We start from the raw sequence: 23,163 nt of genomic DNA, 5'->3' as shown, positions 1-23,163 counted from the left end.
CCTCGCCTCAGCTGCCGCCCGAAGCGGCCGGCGCACCGATCTGGAGGGTGGCCGGAGCGGCGCAGCAGCCGCCGCTGTCGGCCTTGGCGGCGTCCGGCTCGTCGAACAGGCCCGCGCCGCCGCAGACACCGGTCTCCGGCAGGGTCAACTCGACCCGCTCGGCGGCCTCCTGGTCACCGGCGAGCGCGGCGGCGATGGACCGGACCTGCTCGTAGCCGGTCATGGCCAGGAAGGTGGGCGCGCGGCCGTAGCTCTTCATCCCGACCAGGTAGACGTCCTTCTCCGGGTGAGACAGCTCGCGCACCCCGTGCGGGTAGACGGTGCCGCAGGAGTGCACGTTCGGGTCGATCAGCGGGGCCAGTTCCACCGGGGCCTGCAAGCGCTCGTCGAGCACGAGACGCAGCTCGGAGAGGAAGGAGAGGTCGGGCCGCAAGCCGGTCAGCACGATGACCTCGTCTACCGGGTCGAGCCGGCGGCCGTCGTCGGCGACCAGCACGAGCTGCTCACCGGCCTTCTCGACTGCCGCCGTACGGAATCCCGTGGCCGCGGTGGCGTGGCCCGCCTCGACCGCGGCCTTGGCTCGCAGACCCAGCGCCCCGCGGGCCGGGAGCTGGTCCGCCTCGCCGCCGCCGAAGGTGTTGCCGCCGATGCCGCGCCGCAGGACCCACACCGCGTGCGTGCCGGGGGTGTCCGCGGCCAGGTCGGCGAGGGAGGCCAGCGCGGTGAAGGCGGAGGCGCCGGTTCCGACAACGGCGGTGCGCCTGCCGGCGTAACGGGCGCGTGTGACCTGGTCCTTGAGGTCGGGGACGCGGTACGTGATCCGGTCCGCGGCCACGCGCTCGCCGAGAGCGCGCAGGCCGTCGCCGCCCAGCGGGTTGGGGGTGGACCAGGTGCCGGAGGCGTCGATCACCGCGCGGGCGAGAACGCGCTCCTCGGTCCCGTCCGGGCCGAGGAGGTGGACGGTGAAGGGCTGCTCGTCGCGGCCGGAGTCGACGACCCGGTCCCGTCCGGCGCGGGAGATCCCGGTCACCGTCGCTTCGAAGCGGACGCGGTCGCCGAGTGCGTCCGCCAGCGGCTGGAGGTACTGCTCGGCCCAGTCGGCGCCGGTGGGGTAGGCCGTACCGTCCGGGCGGACCCAGCCGGTGGGCGCCAGCAGCTTCTCGGCGGCGGGGTCCATGAGCTCTTCCCAGGTGGAGAACAGGCGCACGTGCGACCACTCCAGGACGGCGCTGCCCGCGCGCGGGCCCGCCTCCAGAACCTGCGGGGTGATGCCGCGTGCGATGAGGTGGGCGGCAGCGGCGAGACCGATCGGGCCGGCTCCGACGACGACGACCGGCAGGCCGGCGGCGCTCGGGCCCTCGGTAACGAGCGGAGTCACGTTGTTTCCCCTTTGTTTCGACGTTTGTCGATGTTCTGGTTTTTCCAGCCTGCCATCCACTTCGACAGACGTCAACATAGACGGAAGTCGAATTAATATGTCAGCATGGACGTATGTCGAACACGCAGGTGCTTCCGGTCCTTCCACTGGTCGAACCCGAGGTGGCCCCGTGCTGCCCGCCGCTGACCGAGCGCCCGCTGACGGCCGACGAGGCCGGGCGGACCGCCGCCATGTTCAAGGCGCTCGGCGATCCCGTGCGGCTGCGCCTGTTCTCCGCGGTCGCCTCCCACGAGGGCGGCGAGGCCTGTGTCTGCGACATCTCGGACGTCGGCGTCTCCCAGCCGACCGTCTCGCATCACCTGAAGAAGCTCCGCGAGGCGGGCCTGCTCAGCTCCGAGAGGCGCGGCACCTGGGTGTACTACCGGGTCGAGCCGTCCGTACTGTCCGCCATGGGCCACATCCTGGGCCGGTACGTCGACTGATCAGCCGATCGCGGCGGCGAACTTCCTGCGCCACGCCAGGGACACGTACACCAGCCCGACCAGCACGGGAACCTCGATGAGCGGGCCGACGACACCGGACAGGGCCTGGCCGGAGGTGACGCCGAAGGTCGCGATGGCGACCGCGATGGCCAGCTCGAAGTTGTTGCCGGCCGCGGTGAACGCGAGGGTCGCGGTGCGGTCGTACGCCAGGCCGATGGCCTTGCCGAGCAGGAACGTCCCGAACCACATGACGGCGAAGTAGACCAGCAGCGGCAGCGCGATGCGGGCCACGTCCAGCGGCTGCGAGGTGATCGTCTTCCCCTGGAGGGCGAAGAGGATGACGATCGTGAACAGCAGCCCGTACAGGGCCCAGGGCCCGATCTTCGGCAGGAAGGTGCTCTGGTACCGCTCCTGGCCGAGCTTCCTCTCGCCGATCCGCCGGGTCAGGAAGCCGGCAAGCAGCGGAACGCCCAGGAAGATGACGACGTTGAGCGCGATCTTCCACATGGAGATGTCGAGCTGCTCGCCGTGGCCGAGGCCGAGCCGGCCGGGCAGCAGGTCGAGGTAGAACCAGCCGAGCACGCCGAAGGCGATGACCTGGAAGACGGAGTTGAGCGCGACCAGCACGGCTGCGGCTTCGCGGTCGCCGCAGGCGAGGTCGTTCCAGATGATCACCATGGCGATGCAGCGGGCGAGCCCGACGATGATCAGCCCGGTGCGGTACTCCGGCAGGTCGGGCAGGAAGATCCAGGCCAGCGCGAACATCACGGCGGGACCGACGATCCAGTTGATGACCAGCGACGAGACCATCAGCTTCCGGTCGCCGGTGACCGCGTCGAGCCTGTCGTAGCGGACCTTGGCCAGGACCGGATACATCATGACCAGCAGCCCGACGGCGATGGGCAGCGAGATACCGCCGATCTCGACCTTGGCGAGTGCGTCGTTCAGTCCGGGCACCAGGCGGCCCAGCCCGAGCCCGAGACCCATGGCGAGCAGAATCCACACGGCCAGAAAACGGTCCAGGGTCGACAACTTCGCGACGACCCCGGACTCGGGTTCAGTGGTCAGAGTGGCGGTCATCAACAGGCTCTCTTCCGGCCGGTCTCGGCGGTCGTACGGGCGGTCTCGGCCAGGCCGGTGAACTGGCCGGCGAGCTGGGTGATGACATCGGGCCTGAGCCGGTAGTACGTGAACCGGCCGCACGGCTCGGTCTCGACGATTCCCGCCTCGCGCAGCACTCTCAGATGGTTCGAGAGGTTGGTCTGCCGGGCGCCCGTTTCCTCGACCAGGTGGGTCGTGCAGAGCGTCTCGTGGGCGAGCAGGGTCACGATCCGGAGCCTGAGCGGGTCGGCGAGGACGCGGATCAGGTCAGTGTCGACTGACGTCATCATGGGCTGATACTCTCACATCAGTGGTGGCTGACACCACCGGGTGCTGATGCGAATCCCGCCGAATGCCCGGCGCCCGCCGCCCCGCCGCTCGCCCGCCCGCTCGAGATCCGTTTCCACAGCGAGACAAGAGAGACCCCGATGGCCGAGAAGCCCTCCGTACTGTTCGTCTGCGTCCACAACGCCGGCCGTTCCCAGATGGCCGCCGCGTGGCTGACCCACCTGGGCGGGGACCGTGTCGAGGTCCGCTCCGCCGGTTCCGCACCGGCGGACCAGGTGAACCCGGCCGCCGTCGAGGCCATGCGCGAGGTCGGCATCGACATCACCGCCGAGACCCCCAAGATCCTCACCGTCGACGCGGTCAAGGCATCGGACGTCTGCATCACCATGGGCTGTGGCGACACATGCCCGGTCTTCCCGGGCAAGCGCTACCTGGACTGGACGCTGGAGGACCCGGCCGGCCAGGGCGTCGAGGCCGTGCGCCCGATCCGTGACGAGATCCGGAAGCTCGTCGAGGGCCTGATCGAGGAGATCGCCCCGGGGGTCGCCAAGTGACCACCGAGAACGGGATCCGCAGCGTCATCGTCATCGGCTCCGGTCCCGCCGGTTACACCGCCGCCCTCTACACCGCGCGCGCGTCGCTCAAGCCGATGGTGTTCGAGGGCTCGGTGACCGCGGGCGGCGCACTGGTCCAGACGACCGAGGTGGAGAACTTCCCCGGTTTCCGGGACGGGATCATGGGCCCGGACCTCATGGACGACATGCGCGCCCAGGCCGAGCGCTTCGGCGCCGAGCTGGTGCCTGACGACATCATCTCGGCGGACCTCTCCGGTGACATCAAGACCGTCACGGACACCGCCGGCACGGTCCACCGCGCCAAGACCGTGATCGTCGCCACCGGCTCCCAGCACCGCAAGCTGAACCTGGCGGGCGAGGACGCGCTCTCCGGCCGCGGCGTCTCGTACTGCGCGACCTGCGACGGCTTCTTCTTCAAGGACCAGGACATCGCCGTCGTCGGCGGCGGTGACACCGCCATGGAGGAGGCCACCTTCCTCACCCGGTTCGCCAGGTCCGTCACGATCGTCCACCGCCGGGACAGCCTGCGTGCCTCCAAGGCCATGCAGGAGCGCGCCTTCGCCGACCCGAAGATCAAGTTCGCCTGGGACAGCGAGGTGGCCGAGATCCACGGCGAGCAGAAGCTCTCCGGCCTCACCCTGCGCAACACCAGGACGGGCCAGGCCTCCGTGCTCCCGGCCACCGGCCTGTTCGTCGCCATCGGCCACGACCCGCGCACCGAACTGGTCAAGGGCCAGCTGGAACTGGACGACGAGGGTTACCTACAGGTCCACGCACCCTCGACGCGCACCAACCTCCCCGGCGTCTTCGCCGCGGGCGACGTGGTGGACCACACCTACCGACAGGCCATCACGGCCGCGGGCACCGGCTGTGCGGCAGCCTTGGACGCGGAACGCTACCTGGCAGCCCTGGCCGACGCGTAGCCGCCACCAGGCGAAACACCCGGCCCCCCGGTCCGAGAACGGACCGGGGCCGGGTGTTTCGTTGATCTTTAGATGTCGAAGTACAGCTCGAACTCGTGCGGGTGCGGGCGGAGTTGGATCGGGGCGATCTCGTTCGTCCGCTTGTAGTCGATCCACGTCTCGATCAGGTCGGAGGTGAAGACGCCGCCGGCCTGCAGGTACTCGTTGTCCGCCTCCAGCGCCTCGAGCACCGCCGGGAGCGAGGTCGGGACCTGCGGGACGCCCGCGTGCTCCTCCGGGGCCAGCTCGTAGAGGTCCTTGTCGATCGGCTCGGCCGGCTCGATCTTGTTCTTCACGCCGTCCAGGCCCGCGAGCAGCAGGGCGGAGAAGGCCAGGTACGGGTTGGAGGACGGGTCCGGGGCGCGGAACTCGACTCGCTTCGCCTTCGGGTTCGAGCCCGTGATCGGGATGCGCATCGCGGCGGAGCGGTTGCGCTGCGAGTAGACCATGTTGACCGGGGCCTCGAAGCCGGGGACCAGGCGGTGGTAGGAGTTCACCGTCGGGTTGGTGAAGGCCAGCAGCGACGGGGCGTGCTTGAGGATGCCGCCGATGTAGTAGCGCGCGGTGTCCGACAGGCCCGCGTAACCCTGCTCGTCGTAGAAGAGCGGGTCGCCGTTCTGCCACAGCGACTGGTGGACGTGCATGCCCGAGCCGTTGTCGCCGAAGATCGGCTTCGGCATGAAGGTCGCGGTCTTGCCGTTGCGCCAGGCGACGTTCTTCACGATGTACTTGAAGAGCATCAGGTCGTCGGCCGCGGCGAGCAGCGTGTTGAACTTGTAGTTGATCTCCGCCTGGCCGGCGGTGCCGACCTCGTGGTGCTGGCGCTCGACCTGGAGGCCGACGTTCTCCAGCTCCAGGGAGATCTCGGCGCGCAGGTCGGCGAAGTGGTCGACCGGCGGGGCCGGGAAGTAGCCGCCCTTGTAGCGGACCTTGTAGCCGCGGTTGTCCTCGACCGCACCGGTGTTCCAGGCGCCGGCCTCGGAGTCGATGTGGTAGAAGCCCTCGTTGGCGCTGGTCTGGAAGCGCACGCTGTCGAAGACGTAGAACTCGGCCTCGGGGCCGAAGTAGGCCGTGTCCGCGATGCCGGTGGAGGCGAGGTAGGCCTCGGCCTTCTTGGCGATGTTGCGCGGGTCACGGCTGTACTGCTCGCCCGTGATCGGGTCGTGGATGAAGAAGTTGATGTTGAGCGTCTTGTCCTTGCGGAACGGGTCCAGCCGCGCCGTGGACAGGTCCGCCCGCAGCGCCATGTCGGACTCGTGGATCGCCTGGAAACCGCGGATCGACGAGCCGTCGAAGGCAAGCTCCTCGGCCGGGTCGAACGCCGTTGCCGGGATCGTGAAGTGCTGCATCACGCCCGGAAGATCACAGAACCGGACGTCGACCATTTTGACGTCGTTGTCCTTGATGAACTTCTTGGCGTCGTCGGCGTTCTGGAACATCCAACTCCTCCTACTCCCGACCCGGGACGGGCGGGGTTGTAGCTCGTTGTGCGGCCAGTGCGGTGGCACACGCTGCACATGACGATAGGCAGGCGTGATTTCTCAAGCGTGACCCATTTGTTTCGTCCAAGTTAACCGGACCGGGGATGAAGCCGGCGTGAGGCCGCCCCGCCAGGTGGGGACCGAAAGCGCGCACAGTACCGTGGACGGGTGGACAACAGGCAAGTAATCGGATCGTGGCTCTCCGGGCCCCGCGCGGCGGCCGAGGAGATGGGTGCCGACTACGGCTACCGGGGCGAGAAGCTCGGTCTGCCCAAGGAGGGGCCGGGATCGATGGCACCGCTCGGCCGGCGCGTCGGCGCTCTCGTCATCGACTGGGGGCTCTGCCTGCTGATCGCATACGGGCTGCTCGCCGCCGGTGACCAGCGGGCGGCCGGCAACTGGGCGCTCGGCGTCTTCCTGGTCCTGGGCGTGCTCACCGTCGGAACGGTCGGATTCACGCCCGGCAAGCGCCTGCTCGGCCTGCGGATCGCCGCCGAGGGCGGCGGCCGGCTCACGGTCCCACGGGTGCTGGTGCGCAGCGTGCTGCTCTGCCTCGCGATCCCGGCGATCGTCTGGGACCGCGACGGCCGCGGCCTGCACGACCGGCTGTCCCGCGCCGTCCAGGTCAGGATCTAACCCAGAGATTCGTACGCAAGAGACGTACGAGGAGGGCGGCCCCGGAACCGATCGGTTCCGGGGCCGCCCTCCTCGTACGTACGAAGTGCGCGTCAGCGCATCTTTCCGCCGCGCGGCATCCGCATGCCCTTGGGCATCGGGCCCTTCGGCAGCGGCATGTTGCTCATCAGGTCGCCCATCGCGCGCAGCCGGTCGTTCGTCGCGGTGACCTGCGGGCCCGACAGCGTGCGGGGCAGCTTCAGCAGGGTGGTGCGCACCTTCTTCAGCGGCACCTCGCCCTCGCCCTTGCCGACGATGATGTCGTGCACCGGGACGTCCGGCATGATGCGCGCCATCTTCTTCTTCTCGGCCGCCAGCAGGTTCTTGAGCCGGTTCGCGTTGCCCTCGGCCACCAGGACGATGCCGGCCTTGCCGACAGCGCGGTGGACGACGTCCTGGCTGCGGTTCATCGCGACCGCCGGAGTGGTCGACCAGCCCCGGCCGACGTTCTCCAGTACCGCCGCGGCCGCACCCGGCTGGCCCTCCATCTGCCCGAAGGCCGCCCGCTCGGCGCGCCGTCCGAAGACGATCGCCATCGCGAGGAAGGCCAGCAGGAAGCCGAGGATGCCCGCATAGACGGGGTGGTCGATCAGGAAGCCGATCGCGAGGAGGACACCGAAGGTGACGATTCCCACAGCCGCGACGACAAGACCGACCCTGGGATCGGCCTTTCGGGTCATCTTGTACGTCAGGGCGATCTGCTTGAGCCGCCCGGTGTTCGCAGTGTCTGCGTTTGCCTTCCTCGCCATGAACTGAAGTTTACGTGGCTCACGAAGTGCGGCTAGCCACGGCCTCCAGTACGTGCTGCGCCTCGACCCGGTCCTTGGCGCGACGCCGGTCCTCGAGCACGGCAGTCCACGCATTCCGGCGGGCGGTGCGCTGGCCGCTGCCCATGAGCAGTGACTCGACTGCGCGGAGGGCGTCGGTGAACGTCGGGATGGCGGTGGCGCGAACGGGCGCGGCCTGCATGGTGGAGGTCCCCCCTCGGGACGAGCGTCGGCGATGAGTGGGAGCGGTGCGTGAACCTACTGTCACTGATTGGTGTTACCAGGGCGTGACCGGGTGGTCAAACGCCGATGAAACCTTTACGCCGGGGGCGTGAGGGGGCACAGAACACTGACGCGGTCCATACGCGCCCCCGACCAGCGGGGACGGCATGAACCGCGTCGATGTGGCATTACTGGCCGGTAACTGCTTGTGCGCAGCTTCACATAAGCGGCCGTGCGTCGGTCACACGGCCTGGGAGGCGATCACCGCTCCACGCCGCTCGATCGCCTGCAGGTACAGGCGTCCCGCGCGGTACGAAGAACGCACCAGCGGACCGGACATCACACCGGAGTAGCCGATCTCCTCGGCCTCCTCCTTCAGCTCCACGAACTCCGCCGGCTTCACCCAGCGCTCGACCGGGTGGTGCCGCGGCGAGGGCCGCAGGTACTGGGTGATGGTGATGAGCTCGCAGCCCGCGTCGTACAGGTCCTGGAGCGCCTGGCTGACCTCTTCACGCTCCTCGCCCATGCCCAGGATGAGGTTCGACTTGGTGACCAGGCCGGCCTCGCGCGCCTTGGTGATGACCTCGAGCGAGCGCTCGTACCGGAAGCCCGGCCGGATGCGCTTGAAGATCCGCGGCACTGTCTCGACGTTGTGGGCGAGCACCTCGGGGCGCGAGGAGAAGACCTCGGCGAGCTGCTCGGGCACGGCGTTGAAGTCGGGGATCAGCAGCTCGACCTTGGTACGGCCGTCGGCGCGCTCCGCGGTCATCGCATGGATCTGGCGCACGGTCTCCGCGTACAGCCAGGCGCCGCCGTCCTCCAGGTCGTCGCGCGCGACGCCGGTGATGGTGGCGTAGTTCAGGTCCATCGTGACGACGGACTCGCCCACGCGGCGCGGCTCGTCACGGTCCAGAGCCTGCGGCTTGCCCGTGTCGATCTGGCAGAAGTCACAGCGCCGGGTGCACTGGTCACCTCCGATGAGGAAGGTGGCCTCGCGGTCCTCCCAGCATTCGTAGATGTTCGGACAGCCGGCTTCCTGGCACACGGTGTGCAGGCCTTCGCTTTTGACGAGGCTCTGCATCTTCGTGTACTCGGGACCCATCTTGGCCCGGGTCTTGATCCACTCGGGCTTGCGCTCGATGGGGGTCTGGCTGTTCCGGACCTCCAGGCGCAGCATCTTGCGTCCGTCGGGTGCGACAGCGGACACGTCCGGCGCCCCTTTCTGCTAACGCGGCATTGAATCTTCGGCGGACACCAGGGTACGCCCTTAATTTTCTAGGCCCGGAGGCCCGTGGCGGGCGCCCTGGGCAGGCGCCCTGGGGTCAGGCGGTGCGGACCGCGGCTTCCACTTCCCGCGGCCGCAGGTCCGCGGTCTCCAGGACCTCCCGCAGGTGCTTCTCGGCCACCGGAACCACCTCGGCGATGGTGATCTCGCGGCCCAGCTCGTTCGAGAGCGAGGTGACGCCCGCGTCGCGGATGCCACACGGCACGATCCGGTCGAACCAGGTGTTGTCCGGGTTCACGTTCAGCGCGAAGCCGTGCATCGTGACGCCCTTGGCGACCCGGATGCCGATCGCGGCCAGCTTGCGGTCCTCGCGGCGCTGGCCGGCGTTGGACGGGGCGTACTCCGGCCCGTTCAGCCGCGGGTCGAACTCCTCGTCCGCCAGGCGCGGGTCCAGAACCGACGCGGTGAAGTCGAGGGAGAGGCCGCCGAACGCGGGACGCTCCTCGACCGGGTCGCCCAGCACCCACACACCGCTGCGGCCCTCGAGCCGGGTGGTCTCCAGGCCGAAGTCCGCGGCCGTACGGATGAGGGCTTCCTCGAGCCGGCGCACATGGGCGACCACGTCCACCGGTCGCGGCAGCTTCATGATCGGGTAGCCCACCAGCTGGCCGGGTCCGTGCCAGGTGATCTTGCCGCCGCGGTCGACGTCGACGACCGGGGTGCCGTCCAAGGGGCGCTCGTTCTCGGCCGTGCGCCGGCCGGCCGTGTATACCGGCGGGTGCTCCAGCAGCAGGCAGGTGTCCTCGATGTCGTCCGCGAACCGGGCGGCGTGCACCCGGCGCTGCTCATTCCAGGCTGCCTGGTACTCGACGGCGTCCGCGCCGAATCCCAGATGGACAAACCGCAGCTCAGTCACTGCAGCGCCTCCTTAGAAGGTTCACCGTGCACTCATCCGCCTTCAAGCCACTGTACGGGCACGCCATTCCCGTCAGCCTGAGGGGCAATCCTCACACGATCGGATGAATGTGGGGCGAAGGTGGCAGCGCGGGCGCGGAGGGCCGCTAAATTCGCGCCGATCAAAGGGCTGTTCCCGGCCCAGAAGGCAGGAGACCGGTACAGCTGATGACGGAACGACCTCCGCAGCGCATCCCCAACCGACAGCTCGCCGCGCTCATCGCAGAAGCGGGGTTCTCCAATGCAGGGCTTGCCCGCCGGGTCGACCAGCTCGGTCTCGAGCACGGCCTCGACCTGCGGTACGACAAGACGTCGGTGACCCGCTGGCTGCGCGGCCAGCAGCCGCGCGGAACCACGCCCGCCCTGATCGCCGAGGTCTTCACCCGCCGGCTCGGGTGGCGGCTGTCGGCGCAGGACCTGGGGCTGGACGCGTGCGCTCCGGTCTACGCGGGGCTGGAGTTCGCGGCCACCCCCGAGGAGGCCGTCGACATCGCCAGCGGACTGTGGCGCAAGGACTCCGGCAGCCATGCGGAACTGCGCAAGATCGCCTTCACCCCGGCGGGTCTGGTGGTGCCCAGCCGGGACTGGCTGATCGGCCGCGCCGATGAGCGGGTGGGGCGCGGCGAGGTCCCGGTGCCCGGAGGGCTCATCCCCACGCAGGGACGGCCCTCGGTGGCTCCCTCCGTGCCTCCCTCCGTGCCCCGGCAGCGGCAGATCGACCGCGGGCCCGGCCAGCGGGTCACAGGTGGCGACATCGCCGCCCTGCGCTCGGTCGGCGAACTCTTCCGCACACTCGACGACGCGTACGGCGGCGGCCATGCCCGGCAGGCGCTGGTGCGCTATCTGGAGCACGAGGCCGAGCCGATGCTGCGCGGGACGTACGGGGAGGCGACCGGGCGGCGCCTCTTCGCCGCCGCCGCCGATCTGACCCGGCTGGCCGGCTGGACGTCGTACGACATCGCCGCGCACGGCCTCGCCCAGCGCTACTTCGTCCAGGCGCTGCGGCTCGCGCAGGCGGCCGGTGACCGGGCATACGGGTCGTATGTGCTGGTCACGATGAGCCGCCAGGCCGTGTATCTGGGCCACGGGCGGGAGGCCGTACAGCTGGCCCGGGTCGCCCAGCAGGGCGTCGGCACGGGCGCCCCGCCGGTGGTGCAGGCGCTGCTGCACGCGGTGGAGGCGCGGGGGCACGGCGTGCTGGGGGAGGTGCGGGCATGCACGGCCTCGCTCGTACGGGCGGAACGGGCGCTGGAGGCGGCGCGGCCAGGCGACGACGTACCGCACTGGGCGCGCTTCTTCGACGAGGCGCAGCTCGCGGACGAGTTCGCCCACAGCTACCGGGATCTGCAGCAGTACCGGGCCGCCGCGCAGTACGCGGAGCGCTCGCTGCAACTGCGCGGGCCCGCGTTCGCGCGCAGTCGGCTCTTCTGCCGGGTGGTACTGGCCACGGCCCGGCTCGGCCTGGGGGAGCTCGAGCAGGCGTGCGCGCTGGGGGCGGAGGCGGCGCAGCAGTCGATGGAGATGCGGTCGGTGCGGGCGCTGGAGTACGTACGGGACTTTGAGCGCCGCCTGGAGCCGTACCGGGACGTGGCGGCGGTCCGGGGCTATCGCGACCGCGTGGCGGCGATGGGCTGACGCGGGCCGGCCGTGCCGGGTGCGTTTCCGGCTGCGGGTCGGTGGGTGGTGTGCCCGCCTTGCGGCGGGCGGGGTCTCCCGCCCGCCCGTTCGGGAGCGTCGGGAGGTGCGGGCTCCTGCCGGGCTGCCGTGGCAGCGGCGCTTGGCTTCCGTACCGTGAGGCCTCCGCGCCGAGGGGCGGGGACACGGGGCCGGGCCGGGTTCCGTCCCCCCGAGGGCCCGCGTTGCGGAGCGGGCGGGGTGGGGCTGGGGGCTTGCCCCCGGTGGGGCACCGCTACGCCGCCGCTGGGAGGGGGACCGGGCCGTACTCGGGGCGGATTCCCAGGTCCGCCAGGAGGGATTGCGCGGCGCGGCGGCCCGAGAACAGGGCTCCCTGGACCGTGCTGGTGTCCCGGTGGTCGCCGCAGACGTACAGGCCGGCCAGTACGCGCACCGGGCGGCGCAGGTCGTGGGCCGGGGGCATGGCCGGGACCGCCTCCGGGGTGTGGTGGACCGCGAGGAGTTCCCAGTCGTCCGTCCCGGTGCCGTACAGCGCGGTCAGATGGGCGCGGACCGTGGGGTCCAGGTCCCCCGCCGGGGGCGGGGTGCCGAGCACCGTGGAGGAGACCAGCGCGCGCCCGTGCGGGGCGCGCGTCGGGTCGACCTCGCTCATGACGGCGGTGTGCGCCACCGGCCCGCGCCGGTCGGCGTCCAGCAGCAGCGCGGGCTCGGCCAGCGGCGGCACGGGTGCGGCATGGTGCAGCACCGTCACCGGGTGGAAGCCGGGCACCCGCAGCCCCGGCAGCAGCCCGGCCGCGGCCCGTGCCCCCGTCGCCAACAGCACGGAACGGCAGCCGAATTCGCCGTGGTCCTCGGTGACGACAGAGCTGATGGAGACGGACCGGACGCGTACGCCCGTCCGGACGGTTCCCGGCGGAAGTGCCGCCGCCAGGCGCTCCGGGAGAGCCGCCGCGCCGCCCTCCGGCACGCAGAGCCGGCCGCGCGCGAACCCGCGCAGCGCGAGGTCGGCACACCGACTGGAGGTGGTGAGTTCCGGGTCGCAGAGCAGGGCCGAGAGCAGCGGCCGCAGGAAGCCGTTGACCGTGCGCTGCGGCAGGCCACGGCCGGCGAGCGCTTCGAGCGCGCGCCGTTCGGGGCGGGCCAGTAGCCGCTCGGTGGGCATCGAGGCGATGCGGCCGAGTGCCGCACCGAGCCTGGCCTGGTCGAGCGCGCCGCCCAAGGGCGGGCGCGGGGCGCTCGCAAGGGCGCGCGCGGCAGTAAGTGCGCCCCGCGCGCTCCCCGCTTCGCCTGCCCGGAGGTGACGGCCCTCGCTGTGGACGAGGACGCCGGGGGAGAAGGGGCGCAGGGCCAGGCCGTCGAGCCCCGGCGTGCGGCGCAGCTCGGGGTACGACGTACTGAGCAACTGGCCGATCCGGTCGAGCCGGAACCCGTCGATCCGCTCGGTGGCCATACGGCCGCCCGGACAGGCGGCGGCCTCCAGCACGGTGACGGTTACTCCGGCGTTGATGAGCTGGTGTGCCGCCGACAGTCCTGCGACTCCGGCTCCCACAATGACGACATCCGCGTGGTGTGCGCTGCTGAGCACGTGCCCCTCCCCGAGGTCGGCGCGGCTGGTGGGGTCGTCCTTCCCCCAACAGGCCCCGGGAATACCCGAGTCCGGACGAGAGTAGAAGTGGTTCCGGTCGGACACAGTCGCGCACCGACCGGGCATCGGCGCACACCGGTCGCACAGGGAGAGTGATTCGGTCAGTGGCGGTCGGCTCTGGTCGGCTGCATTCGCGGTCGGCTGCATTCACGGTCGGCTGCATCTGCGCGCTCGCGGCCTTCGCGCTCGCGGCCTTCGCGCTCGGTTGCGCGCTCGCCTTCGCGCTCGGTTGCGCAGCCGCTCACCCCCCTGCCTCAGCGCAGCGCCGCCCGCACCGCCTCGTCGATCTCCGGGAAGGCGAAGGAGAACCCGGATTCCAGCAGCCGCGTGGGCAGTACGCGCTGGCTGCCCAGCACGTCATCGGCGAACTCGCCGAGCACGAGGCGCATCGCCGGCGCGGGAGCGGCGAACAGCGTGGGCCGGTGCAGTACCCGCCCCATCGCCCGCGTCACCTCCCGGTTGGTGAGCGGCTGAGGCCCCGTCAGGTTCACCGGGCCGGCCAGTGACTCGGTGTCGATGATGTGGCGCAGCGCCGCGATCTCGTCGTGCATGGAGATATAGCTCCAGAACTGGCGGCCGTTCCCGAGCCGCCCGCCGAGCCCCGCCCTGAACAGCGGGAAGAGCCTGCCCCAGGCGCCGCCCTCGCTCGCCACCACCAGTCCGGTGCGGGCGAAGACCGTGCGTACGCCGGCCTCCTCGGCCGCCGCCGCGGCCCCTTCCCACTCCACACACACGTCGGCCATGAAACCGTCTCCGGGAGGCGCGTCCTCGTCCACCGCGCGGTCGCCCGTATCGCCGTAGTAGCCGATGGCCGAGCCGCTGACCAGCACCTTCGGCGGGACGTCCAGGGAGGCCAGGGCCTCGGCCACCGCTGCCGTCCCGAGCACCCTGCTGTCCCGGATCTCCTTCTTCCACTCCTCGTTCCAGCGGTGCTCGCCCACCCCGGCCCCGGCCAGGTGCACCACGGCCTCGCAGCTCATGAGCCCTCGCGTGTCGACGTACTGGCGCCGGGGGTCCCACTCGACCTCGTCCGGCGCCCCGGCGGCGTGTCGCACCAGGCGGACCACCTCGTGTCCATCCGCGCGCAGCGAGCGTACGAGTGCCTTGCCGATGAGCCCGGTCGAGCCGGTGACTGCGATGCGCATGAGCCCCATCCTGCCCGGCCCGGCCCCCGTCTGGCACTGTGGCCGGCGTGTCCGAGCCGCACATACGTCCCGCCCGCGCCGGAGACGACGACGCACTCGCCGAACTCGACCGTGCCACCTGGTCCCCGCTGCACCGCGGTAATGCCCGAGCCGCAGCCGCCGTACGACCCGTTCTTCGACGAGCGGCACCCTCCCACCGACTACCTGGTCGCCGAGTACGACGGGCTGGTCGCCGGCTACATCCGGCTCGGCCCGCCCACCCCGCTCGCCGCCAACGCGCATGTGCTCCAGATCCAGGGCCTCGCCGTCGCCGACCGGGCGCGTGGCCGCGGTCTGGGCCGGTCACTGCTGCGGGCCGCCTGCGCCGAGGCCCGCCGCCGCGGCGCGAGCCGGATCACCCTTCGGGTCCTCGGCCCCAACACCCCGGCGCGACGGCTGTACGCGTCCGAGGGGTTCGGGGTGGAGGGCGTGCTGCCGGGGGAGTTCCTGCTCGACGGCCACTACGTGGACGACGTCCTGATGGGCCGCCTTCTCGCCGGATGATCAGCACCGGATGATCAGCACCGGATGATCGACACCGGGTGGGCACGACCGGGTGATCACACGCCACCGGCGTCCAGCAGCGTCCCCACCGCATAGGTCGCCGTCATCGCCAGCGCTCCGCCCGCCGCGTTCCTGAGCACCGCCCGGCCCACCGGCGCCGCGCCCAGCCGGGCGCTGACCCAGCCGCACAGGGCCAGCGCGCAGAGCACCGCGACCACCGTCACGGACAGCCGCAGATCCGCCGGTGGCAGCACGATCGCGAGCAGCGGCAGCAGCGCGCCCACCGTGAAGGAGGCGAAGCTGGCGACCGCCGCATGCCAGGGGTTGGCCAACTGGTCCGGTTCGAGCCCCAGCTCCACGCGCGCGTGGGCGCGCAGCGCGTCACGTTCCGTGAGCTGTACGGCGGCGTCCCTGGCCAGCTCAGGGCTCAGCCCGCGCCCCTCCAACAGCTGCGCCAGTTCGTCGAGTTCGGCCTCCGGGTCCTCGGCCAGCTCCTGGCGCTCGGTGTCCAGGGCGGCCCGCTCGGAGTCCCGCTGGGAGCTGACGGAGACGTACTCGCCGGCCGCCATGGACAGCGAACCGGCCAGCATCCCGGCGACCCCGGCCGCCAGGATGGTCGCCCGCGACCCTGCGGCTCCCGCGACACCGACGACGAGTCCCGCGGTCGACGTCACGCCGTCGTTGGCGCCGAGCACCGCGGCCCGCAGCCAGTTCAACCGCGTGCTCATGCCCTCGGCGTGCGGCTCGTGCGGCTGCGGTTCGCGGGGCTGCGGTTCGCGGGGCTGAGGCTCGTGCGGCTGCGGCCCGTCGTTGCTCACCGGACCACTGTCGGCCTCCGGCGCGGTCCCGGCCACCCGACGGGCAGCCCGACGGGCCCCCGGCCGCCCACCCGACCGACCGCCCGGCCGCCCGGCCGCCCGCCCGGGGTGCGGCGCCGACCGGTGCGTACAAGGCTGGAGAGATGGACCGGATGGACGAGGAACCGGGCTGGCGGCGCGGAGCCCCGCCGCCGCGCTGGGTACGTGTGCTGCCCATCGTCCTGCTGATCGGTCTGTCGGCCGCCCGGATCGCCACCCCCCGGACCGTGGAACTGGGGTACTTCCTCGCCGCGCTGCCGCCGGTGGCCGCGTTCGCGTACGGAGCGGTGGGCACCGCTCTCTTCGGCGGCGTGACGCTCATCCTGCTGGCCGTGCCGGCCATCGAGGTCGGCCGCGCGGGCAGCGGCGACCTGGTCACCGTGGCCTTCGTCGCGCTGCTCAGCGTGGTCATCGCCTGGGTACGGCAGCACCGGGACGCCCAGTTGGTGAGCGTACGGACCATGGCGGAGGCGGCCCAGCTGGCGGTGCTGCCGCCACTGCCTGAGCAGGTCGGCCCGGTGCGCTGTGCCGGGCTCTACCGGGCCGCCCAGCGCGGCACCCTCGTCGGCGGTGACCTCTACGACGTACGCGAGGGCCCGTACGGGGTCCGGGCACTGGTCGGCGACGTCCAGGGGCACGGCCTGGCGGCCGTCGGGACGGTCGCCGCGCTGCTCGGCGCCTTCCGCGAAGCCGTACTCGACGACCCGGGACTGGGCGCGGTCGCGGCCCGGCTGGACCGCCGGCTGGTGGCCGACTCGGCGGGCGTGGAGCATGCCGAACTCTTCGCGACCGCCGTGCTGCTGGAGTTCCCGCCGGACGCCCCGGTGGTACGGATCGTCTCCTGCGGGCACCCCGCGCCGCTGCTGCTCCGCGGCGCCTCGGCGACCGAGCTGGACGCGGAACCTGGCGCGCCGCTGGGCCTCGGGCTGGCCGGCCTGGCGGGTCCGGCCGGGCCGCGGGTGGCGAGCGTACGGCTGGAGCCGGGGGACCGGGTGCTGGTCCACACCGACGGGGTGACGGAGGCCCGGGACGCAGCGGGCGCCTTCTACCCGCTGGAGGAACGGCTGCCGGTCCTGTCGGCGGAATTCGAGACGGACCCGGCCGCCCTGGCGACCGCGCTCTGGCGGGACCTGTCCCGGTTTGCGGGCGCCGTGGCGGACGACGTGGCTCTGCTGGTGCTGTCCCCGGGAGTCACGTCGGCCGCCGCCGCACCCGCCACCGCAGCTCAGTGACCGCGCGGAGCTGTCCAGCAGGCGCAGTCCACCCGTCAGTTCGTACAGACGCTCGGCGGTCTGGACGTGCTGGTCAACGCGGCCGGCATCCTGCGCTCCGAGCACACCCACCGGACGACCCTGGACTTCTGGAACCAGATCATCTCGGTCAACCTGACCGGTACCTTCCTGATGATCCGCGAGTCGGTCCCGGCGCTGCTGGCGGGCGACCGGCCGGTCGTCGTCAATTTCAGCTCGACCTCCGCGAGCTTCGCGCACCCCTACATGTCGGCGTACGCGGCGAGCAAGGGCGGCATCCAGTCCATGACCCATGCCATCGCCGCCGAGTACAGCAAGCAGGGCCTGCGCGCCGTCTGCGTCGCGCCCGGCTCCATCGCCAGCGACATGACCAGCGGCAAGGGGCCCGGCCTGCCCGAGGACACCGACTGGAGCCTGTTCGCCAAGCTCGCCCCGGCGATCGGGGCCGGTTTCGCGGGACCCGAGACGGTGGCGGGTGTCGTCGCCATGCTCGGGTCGCAGGACGGCGCGTTCATCACCGGCACCGAGATCCGGATCGACGGCGGCACGCACTTCTGAACCGCCCGGTTCCCCTCCTCTTTATGGCCGGAACCGGTCCCAGAGTCGGGGGAATCGTTCGGCCAGAACCGCTTCGTTCTCGAAGTCGATCGCCGTACCCTCCGGCTCCGCGGCCTGCCCCGGGATTCCCAGGTCGGGTGCGACCACTCCGGTGAGCTGCTCGTACGCCTCGTCCGCCGCGTAACCGAGTTCCTCACCGTCCCCGTCGATCTCCTCGTCGAACTCGCCGAGGAGATCGGCGAGGCTGTCCGGGTCGTGCAGCGCACCCTCGAAGACCTCCCGGCCCTGCCCGATGAGCCAGCAGCGGAAGTAGTCGAAGGCGTCGTCGCTGGCTCCGTCGAGCATCACCCAGGCCGCGCCCCACAGGTCCCAGCGGTACGCGCGGTTGTAGCGCGCCTCGAAGTGCCGGGCGAAGTCCAGCACGGAGTCGGGGTCCAGCTGGATCAGGCGCTCGACCAACAGGTCGGCCTGTTCCTCGGGGTCGCCCCCGGCGGCCGCCCGGGTGCCGTCGACGATCTCCCAGAACTCCGTCTCGTCCATCATCACGGGTCAAGCATCGTGGTTGGCGGGGGCCGACGCCACCTCATGCACCTCCGGGTAATGCGGACAGAGGATGTCGGCATTACGTGCGAACGTCGGTGGAGACAGCGCCGCCGCCGCACTTCAGGAGGACAGCCATGGGACCCACACCGCTGAACGGAAAGATCGCATTGGTGGCCGGAGCCACCCGAGGAGCCGGCCGGGCGATCGCCGTCCAGCTCGGCGCGGCGGGCGCGACGGTGTATGCGACCGGCCGCACCACCAGGGAGAAGGTCAGCGAGATGGGCCGCTCGACGGAGACGATCGAGCAGACGGCGGAACTGATCACCGCGGCCGGCGGGACGGGCATCGCAGTGCCCGCCGACCACCTCGACCGCGACCAGGTACGGGACGTCGTCGCGCGGATCGAACGCGACCACGGGCGGCTGGACATCCTGGTCAACAACCTCTGGGGCGGGAACCAGCTCCTCGACTTCGGCACGAAGATGTGGGATGTCGACCTCGACCGGGGCCTGCGGATGCTGGAGCTCGGGGTGAAGAGCCATGTCATCACCAGCAGCGTCGCGCTGCCGCTGCTGGTACGGAACCCGGGCGGACTGGTCGTCGAGGTCACCGACGGCACGGCGGAGTCGAACCAGGGCTTCCGCGAGAACTTCTACTACGACCTCGCCAAGAACGGCCCGATCCGGATGGCCTTCATCCTCGGCGAGGAGCTCAAGAGCGAGGGCTGCACGGCGGTCTCGGTCACCCCCGGCTTCATCCGGTCGGAGGAGATGCTGGACATCTTCGGCGTCACCGAGGAGACCTGGCGGGACGGGACGAAGAAGGACCCGCACTTCGCGATCTCCGAGTCGCCTGTCTTCGTCGGCCGCGCGGTCGCCGCGCTGGCGGCGGACCCGGACCGGGCGCGCTGGAACGGCCAGTCGCTGTCCAGCGGACAGCTGGCGAAGGTGTACGGCTTCACGGACGCGGACGGCAGCCGGCCGGACGCGTGGACATACATCGCGGAGGTGGCGGTGGGCGGCGCTGACCGCTCCGCGGAGGAGTACCGCTGACCCCGGCCCCGGCCCCAGGAGGCTGCTGGCCCGGGACCGCCTCTCGCCGGGTCCGGTCACTGCTGCGGCGAGCGGCGGCGGCCGGCCCCGGCCGACGCCGGGCGGGTGTCGGCCGGCACGGGCCCTCGGCCCCGGCTTCGCTCGCCGGCCCCGGCTCAGGGATGGCCTGTGGGACGACGGTGCGGTCAGAGCCCGTACCGCTTCCGGGCTTCCTTCACGGCCGAGGCCGGGACCTCACCGCGCCGGGCGAGCTGGGCCAGCGAGGCGGCCACGATCGACTGGGCGTCGACGCCGAAGTGGCGGCGGGCCGCGTCACGCGTGTCCGACAGACCGAAGCCGTCCGTGCCGAGCGAGGAGTAGTCCTGCTCGACCCACTGGCTGATCTGGTCCGGCACCTGCCGCATCCAGTCGCTGACCGCGAGCACCGGGCCGGGCGCGCCCTCCAGCGCCTGGGTGACGTACGGAGTCCGCTGCTCCCCCCGGAGCAGGGCCTCGTCGCACTCCAGCGCGTCGCGGCGCAGCTCGCCCCACGAGGTCGCGGACCAGACGTCGGCCGCGACTCCCCAGTCCGCGGCGAGGAGTTCCTGCGCCTCAAGAGCCCAGTGGATCGCCGTACCGGAGGCGAGGAGCTGGAGCCGGGGGATGTCCGCGGTGGTGGCCACCGCTTCCTTGAAGCGGTAGAGACCGCGCACGATGCCCTCTTCGACGCCTTCCGGCATCGCGGGCTGCTGCTTCGGCTCGTTGTAGACCGTCAGGTAGTAGAAGACGTTCTCGGCCTCGGGGCCGTACATCCGGCGCAGACCGTCCTTGACGATGACCGCGATCTCGTACGCGAAGGCCGGGTCGTAGTTCAGCGACGCCGGGTTCGTGGACGCGATCAGGTGCGAGTGGCCGTCCGCGTGCTGCAGGCCCTCGCCGGTCAGGGTCGTACGGCCGGCGGTAGCGCCGACGATGAAGCCCTTGCCGAGCTGGTCGGCGAGCTGCCACATCTGGTCGGCCGTGCGCTGCCAGCCGAACATCGAATAGAAGATGTAGAACGGGATCATCGTCTCGCCGTGCGTCGCGTACGACGTCGCGGCGGCGATGAAGTCGGCCATCGCGCCGGCCTCGGTGATCCCCTCGTTGAGGATCTGGCCGTCCTTGGCCTCCTTGTAGTACATCAGCTGGTCGCGGTCGACCGGCTCGTACGTCTGGCCCAGCGGCGAGTAGATGCCGGCCGACGGGAACAGCGACTCCATACCGAAGGTGCGGGCCTCGTCCGGGACGATCGGCACCCAGCGCCTGCCGGTCTCCTTGTCCCGCATCAGGTCCTTGGCCAGGCGGACGAAGGCCATCGTGGTGGCCATCTCCTGCTTCCCGGAGCCCTTGTAGAGGGCCTTGAAGGCGCGCTCCTCCGGCTCGGGCAGGGCCACGGCATGGACGCGACGGGCCGGGGCCGGGCCGCCGAGGGCCGCGCGGCGCTCCTGGAGGTAGCGGACCTCGGGGGAGTTCTCGCCCGGGTGGCCGTAGGGCACCAGGTCCTCGTCCAGCCTGGCGTCCGGGATCGGAAGGTCGAGCAGGTCGCGCATCGCGCGGAACTCCTTGCCCGACAGCTTCTTCATCTGGTGGTTCGCGTTCTTGGACTCGAAGCCGGGACCGAGGGTGTAGCCCTTCACCGTCTGGGCCAGGATCACGGTCGGCGCGCCCTTGAACTCGACGGCGGCGCGGTACGCGGCGTACACCTTGCGGGGCTCGTGGCCGCCGCGCGAGGTGTGGAAGCACTCGGCGATCTTCGCGTCGGTCAGGACACCGGCCAGCTGCACGAGCGCCGGGTCGGCGCCGAAGAAGTGCTCGCGGATGTACGCGACATCGCGGGTGGCGTACGTCTGGAACTGCGCGTCCGGCACCTCACGCAGGCGGCGCACCAGCCCGCCCGTGGTGTCGAGCTGGAACAACTCGTCCCAGGCGGAGCCCCAGAGCGACTTCACGACGTTCCAGCCGGCGCCGCGGAACTGTGCCTCCAGCTCCTGCACGATCTTGAAGTTGGCGCGGACCGGGCCGTCGAGACGCTGCAGGTTGCAGTTGATGACGAAGGTCAGGTTGTCGAGCTGCTCGCGCGCCGCGAGGGCGAGGGCTGCGGTCGACTCGGGCTCGTCCATCTCGCCGTCGCCGAGGAAGGCCCAGACGTGCGAGTTCGCCGTGTCCTTGATCCCGCGGTTCTGCAGGTAGCGGTTGAACCGCGCCTGGTAGATCGCGGAGAGCGGGCCGAGGCCCATGGAGACGGTGGGGAACTCCCACAGCCAGGGCAGCCGGCGCGGGTGCGGGTAGGAGGGCAGGCCGTTGCCGCCGGACTCCTGCCGGAAGAGGTCGAGCTGCTGCTCGCTGATGCGGCCGTCCAGGAAGGCGCGCGCGTAGATGCCGGGGGAGGCGTGGCCCTGGATGTAGAGCTGGTCGCCCGACCCGTCGGTCTCCTTGCCGCGGAAGAAGTGCTGGAAGCCGGTCTCGTACAGCCAGGCCGCGGAGGCGAAGGTGGCGATGTGGCCGCCCACGCCGAAGCGGGAGCCGCGGGTCACCATGGCGGCCGCGTTCCAGCGGTTCCAGGCGGTGATCCGGCGCTCCATCTCCTCGTCACCGGGGAACTCGGGCTCCGCGGCGGTGGGGATGGTGTTGACGTAGTCCGTCTCCAGCAGCTTGGGCAGGGCGAGGCCCGCGCCCTCGGCGTGCTGGAGCGTGCGGCGCATGAGGTACGAGGCTCGGTACGGGCCGGCGGCCTTGGTGACGGCATCGAGGGAGGCCGCCCATTCGGCGGTCTCCTCGGTGTCACGGTCCGGGAGCTGGTCGAGCTCACTCGGAAGTTTTCCTACGGGGTCGGTCATGGTGCGCCGCCTTCCGGACTGGGAGGGGGTTCTGTGTTTCCCGGGGGGCAACCCCCGGACCCCCGGCCGGGGGAGCCTTGTCTGGCAGGACAGGGCGAAGGGCAGGTAAGCCCGTCGAAGACTGTAAGCAACTGATCGATGATCGATCAAAGGGTTGAGGGGAAAAACTTCTCCGTACACCGAAATTGGCATTCCGTGCCGCGAAATGGGGCACGCGGTGCCGCCTCAGATATGGCGCATACGCCGCAAGTCAGGCGCGCGGTGCACATCCGAGCACGTGGTCCTTCACCAGTACACCGATCTGCGGATCGCGCCGCCGGAAGGCGTCGACGAGCGCCTCGTGCTCCTCCGCGTACGACTTCTGGACGGTTCCGAGCCAGCGGATGGAGAGCGCGGTGAACACCTCGATACCCAGGCTCTCCCAGGTGTGCAGCAGCACGCTGTTCCCGGCCGCCCGCACCAGCTCGCGGTGGAAGCCGACCGTGTGCAGCACCTGGGCCGTCCCATCGGCCCTGCGGTCGGCCTCGTGGAGGGCGGCGACATGCGGTTCCAGCAGCGAGACGTCCTCGGCGAGCCAGGGGGCGGCCAGCTCCGCCGCGATCTGTTCGAGGCCGGCCCGTACCGGATAGATCTCCTCCAGATCGGCCGCCGACAGATTCCGTACCCGGACGCCCTTGTTCGGCGCCGACTCGATCAGCCGCAGCGTCTCCAGCTCGCGCAGCGCCTCCCGTACGGGCGTCTGGCTCACCTGGAGCTCCACCGCGATCCGCCGCTCGACGATCCGCTCGCCCGGCTTCCAGCGCCCGCTCACGATCCCCTCCACGATGTGCTCGCGGATCTGCTCGCGCAGCGAGTGGACGACGGGCGGGGTCATGGAGCACTCCTCGGGTCAGCGACGACGCCCATTATCGCGGTACGCGCCCACACGGCGAGGCGCCCCCCGGCCGGAGATCCGGCCGGGGGGCGCCTC

Annotated in this window: 21 protein-coding genes and 2 pseudogenes; 9 read left to right on the top strand and 14 right to left on the bottom strand. The window is 71.1% G+C overall.

Annotated features, from left to right (window positions below):
• Window positions 1-7 precede the first annotated feature (7 nt).
• Window positions 8-1,378, bottom strand: coding sequence for an NAD(P)-binding domain-containing protein (locus tag NLX86_RS04780; RefSeq protein ID WP_254370303.1), 1,371 nt, complete (start codon window positions 1,376-1,378; stop codon window positions 8-10).
• Window positions 1,379-1,491: 113 nt separating this feature from the next.
• Here NLX86_RS04780 and NLX86_RS04775 point away from each other — a divergent pair, with 113 nt between their 5' ends.
• Window positions 1,492-1,860, top strand: a complete 369-nt coding sequence (locus tag NLX86_RS04775) for a helix-turn-helix transcriptional regulator (RefSeq protein WP_254370302.1) — start codon at window positions 1,492-1,494, stop codon at window positions 1,858-1,860.
• Here NLX86_RS04775 and arsB read toward each other — a convergent pair whose 3' ends face one another.
• On the bottom strand, window positions 1,861-2,940 hold the full coding sequence (gene arsB, locus NLX86_RS04770) for an ACR3 family arsenite efflux transporter (RefSeq protein ID WP_254370301.1): 1,080 nt from the start codon (window positions 2,938-2,940) through the stop codon (window positions 1,861-1,863).
• The gene (locus tag NLX86_RS04765) at window positions 2,940-3,251 is read right to left on the bottom strand and encodes a helix-turn-helix transcriptional regulator (RefSeq protein ID WP_254370300.1); all 312 of its coding nucleotides are present in this window, start codon (window positions 3,249-3,251) and stop codon (window positions 2,940-2,942) included. Before NLX86_RS04765 ends, arsB begins: the two co-directional genes overlap by 1 nt.
• 138 nt (window positions 3,252-3,389) lie before the next feature.
• On the opposite strand from NLX86_RS04765, the gene NLX86_RS04760 reads away from it, so the two are divergent.
• Both NLX86_RS04760 and trxB read left to right on the top strand, forming a co-directional pair.
• Window positions 3,390-3,803 carry an arsenate reductase ArsC gene (locus tag NLX86_RS04760; protein WP_254370299.1) on the top strand — a complete coding sequence of 138 codons (414 nt, stop codon included), beginning with the start codon at window positions 3,390-3,392 and terminating at the stop codon, window positions 3,801-3,803.
• Window positions 3,800-4,747 (top strand): thioredoxin-disulfide reductase, encoded by a 948-nt coding sequence (trxB, locus tag NLX86_RS04755; protein WP_254370298.1) that lies wholly within the window; start codon window positions 3,800-3,802, stop codon window positions 4,745-4,747. The genes NLX86_RS04760 and trxB overlap by 4 nt, the downstream gene beginning before the upstream one ends.
• Window positions 4,748-4,815: 68 nt before the next feature.
• Here the strand turns inward: trxB and glnA are convergent, their stop codons facing one another.
• Window positions 4,816-6,225, bottom strand: coding sequence for a type I glutamate--ammonia ligase (glnA, locus tag NLX86_RS04750; RefSeq protein WP_254370297.1), 1,410 nt, complete (start codon window positions 6,223-6,225; stop codon window positions 4,816-4,818).
• Between the two features lie 210 nt (window positions 6,226-6,435).
• On the opposite strand from glnA, the gene NLX86_RS04745 reads away from it, so the two are divergent.
• Window positions 6,436-6,903 carry an RDD family protein gene (locus tag NLX86_RS04745; RefSeq protein WP_254370296.1) on the top strand — a complete coding sequence of 156 codons (468 nt, stop codon included), beginning with the start codon at window positions 6,436-6,438 and terminating at the stop codon, window positions 6,901-6,903.
• Between the two features lie 92 nt (window positions 6,904-6,995).
• Here the strand turns inward: NLX86_RS04745 and NLX86_RS04740 are convergent, their stop codons facing one another.
• From NLX86_RS04740 to lipB, 4 genes are all read right to left on the bottom strand, one after another.
• Window positions 6,996-7,691, bottom strand: a complete 696-nt coding sequence (locus tag NLX86_RS04740; protein WP_254370295.1) for a DUF4191 domain-containing protein — start codon at window positions 7,689-7,691, stop codon at window positions 6,996-6,998.
• Between the two features lie 19 nt (window positions 7,692-7,710).
• Window positions 7,711-7,911: a hypothetical protein gene (locus tag NLX86_RS04735; RefSeq protein WP_254370294.1), complete on the bottom strand. Its 201-nt coding sequence runs from the start codon at window positions 7,909-7,911 to the stop codon at window positions 7,711-7,713.
• Window positions 7,912-8,172: 261 nt separating this feature from the next.
• Window positions 8,173-9,138, bottom strand: a complete 966-nt coding sequence (lipA, locus tag NLX86_RS04730) for a lipoyl synthase (RefSeq protein WP_254370293.1) — start codon at window positions 9,136-9,138, stop codon at window positions 8,173-8,175.
• Window positions 9,139-9,253: 115 nt separating this feature from the next.
• The gene (gene lipB / locus NLX86_RS04725) at window positions 9,254-10,072 is read right to left on the bottom strand and encodes a lipoyl(octanoyl) transferase LipB (protein ID WP_254370292.1); all 819 of its coding nucleotides are present in this window, start codon (window positions 10,070-10,072) and stop codon (window positions 9,254-9,256) included.
• Between the two features lie 206 nt (window positions 10,073-10,278).
• On the opposite strand from lipB, the gene NLX86_RS04720 reads away from it, so the two are divergent.
• Window positions 10,279-11,745 carry a regulator gene (locus NLX86_RS04720; RefSeq protein ID WP_254370291.1) on the top strand — a complete coding sequence of 489 codons (1,467 nt, stop codon included), beginning with the start codon at window positions 10,279-10,281 and terminating at the stop codon, window positions 11,743-11,745.
• 274 nt (window positions 11,746-12,019) lie between these two features.
• Here the strand turns inward: NLX86_RS04720 and NLX86_RS04715 are convergent, their stop codons facing one another.
• The gene (locus NLX86_RS04715; protein ID WP_254370290.1) at window positions 12,020-13,330 is read right to left on the bottom strand and encodes an NAD(P)/FAD-dependent oxidoreductase; all 1,311 of its coding nucleotides are present in this window, start codon (window positions 13,328-13,330) and stop codon (window positions 12,020-12,022) included.
• Window positions 13,331-13,644: 314 nt separating this feature from the next.
• A complete protein-coding gene (locus NLX86_RS04710; RefSeq protein ID WP_254370289.1) occupies window positions 13,645-14,544 on the bottom strand; it encodes a TIGR01777 family oxidoreductase in 900 nt (299 codons plus the stop codon).
• A 38-nt stretch (window positions 14,545-14,582) separates the two neighbouring features.
• Here NLX86_RS04710 and NLX86_RS04705 point away from each other — a divergent pair.
• Window positions 14,583-15,078, top strand: a pseudogene (locus NLX86_RS04705) (N-acetyltransferase family protein).
• 56 nt (window positions 15,079-15,134) lie between these two features.
• Here the strand turns inward: NLX86_RS04705 and NLX86_RS04700 are convergent.
• On the bottom strand, window positions 15,135-15,806 hold the full coding sequence (locus NLX86_RS04700; protein WP_254370408.1) for a VIT family protein: 672 nt from the start codon (window positions 15,804-15,806) through the stop codon (window positions 15,135-15,137).
• A gap of 233 nt (window positions 15,807-16,039) precedes the next feature.
• Here NLX86_RS04700 and NLX86_RS04695 point away from each other — a divergent pair, with 233 nt between their 5' ends.
• Together NLX86_RS04695 and NLX86_RS04690 are read left to right on the top strand one after the other, a co-directional pair.
• A complete protein-coding gene (locus NLX86_RS04695; protein ID WP_254370288.1) occupies window positions 16,040-17,167 on the top strand; it encodes a PP2C family protein-serine/threonine phosphatase in 1,128 nt (375 codons plus the stop codon).
• Between the two features lie 33 nt (window positions 17,168-17,200).
• Window positions 17,201-17,743 (top strand): annotated as a pseudogene (locus NLX86_RS04690) (SDR family NAD(P)-dependent oxidoreductase); the annotation flags it as partial.
• 21 nt (window positions 17,744-17,764) lie between these two features.
• Here NLX86_RS04690 and NLX86_RS04685 read toward each other — a convergent pair.
• The gene (locus NLX86_RS04685) at window positions 17,765-18,286 is read right to left on the bottom strand and encodes a DUF4240 domain-containing protein (RefSeq protein ID WP_254370407.1); all 522 of its coding nucleotides are present in this window, start codon (window positions 18,284-18,286) and stop codon (window positions 17,765-17,767) included.
• A gap of 134 nt (window positions 18,287-18,420) precedes the next feature.
• On the opposite strand from NLX86_RS04685, the gene NLX86_RS04680 reads away from it, so the two are divergent.
• On the top strand, window positions 18,421-19,338 hold the full coding sequence (locus NLX86_RS04680; protein ID WP_254370287.1) for an SDR family oxidoreductase: 918 nt from the start codon (window positions 18,421-18,423) through the stop codon (window positions 19,336-19,338).
• Window positions 19,339-19,523: 185 nt separating this feature from the next.
• Here the strand turns inward: NLX86_RS04680 and aceE are convergent, their stop codons facing one another.
• Complete coding sequence (aceE, locus tag NLX86_RS04675) at window positions 19,524-22,193, bottom strand: pyruvate dehydrogenase (acetyl-transferring), homodimeric type (protein WP_254370286.1); 2,670 nt, start codon at window positions 22,191-22,193, stop codon at window positions 19,524-19,526.
• A 250-nt stretch (window positions 22,194-22,443) separates the two neighbouring features.
• Entirely contained in the window at window positions 22,444-23,067 is a 624-nt protein-coding gene (locus NLX86_RS04670) for a GntR family transcriptional regulator (protein WP_254370285.1), read from the bottom strand.
• Window positions 23,068-23,163 lie beyond the last annotated feature (96 nt).

It is taken from the genome of Streptomyces sp. A3M-1-3 (assembly GCF_024213665.1).
GTDB lineage: Bacteria > Actinomycetota > Actinomycetes > Streptomycetales > Streptomycetaceae > Streptomyces.
Note: the sequence above shows the minus strand (reverse complement) of the source record. Positions and strands in the feature narration are given on the sequence as shown.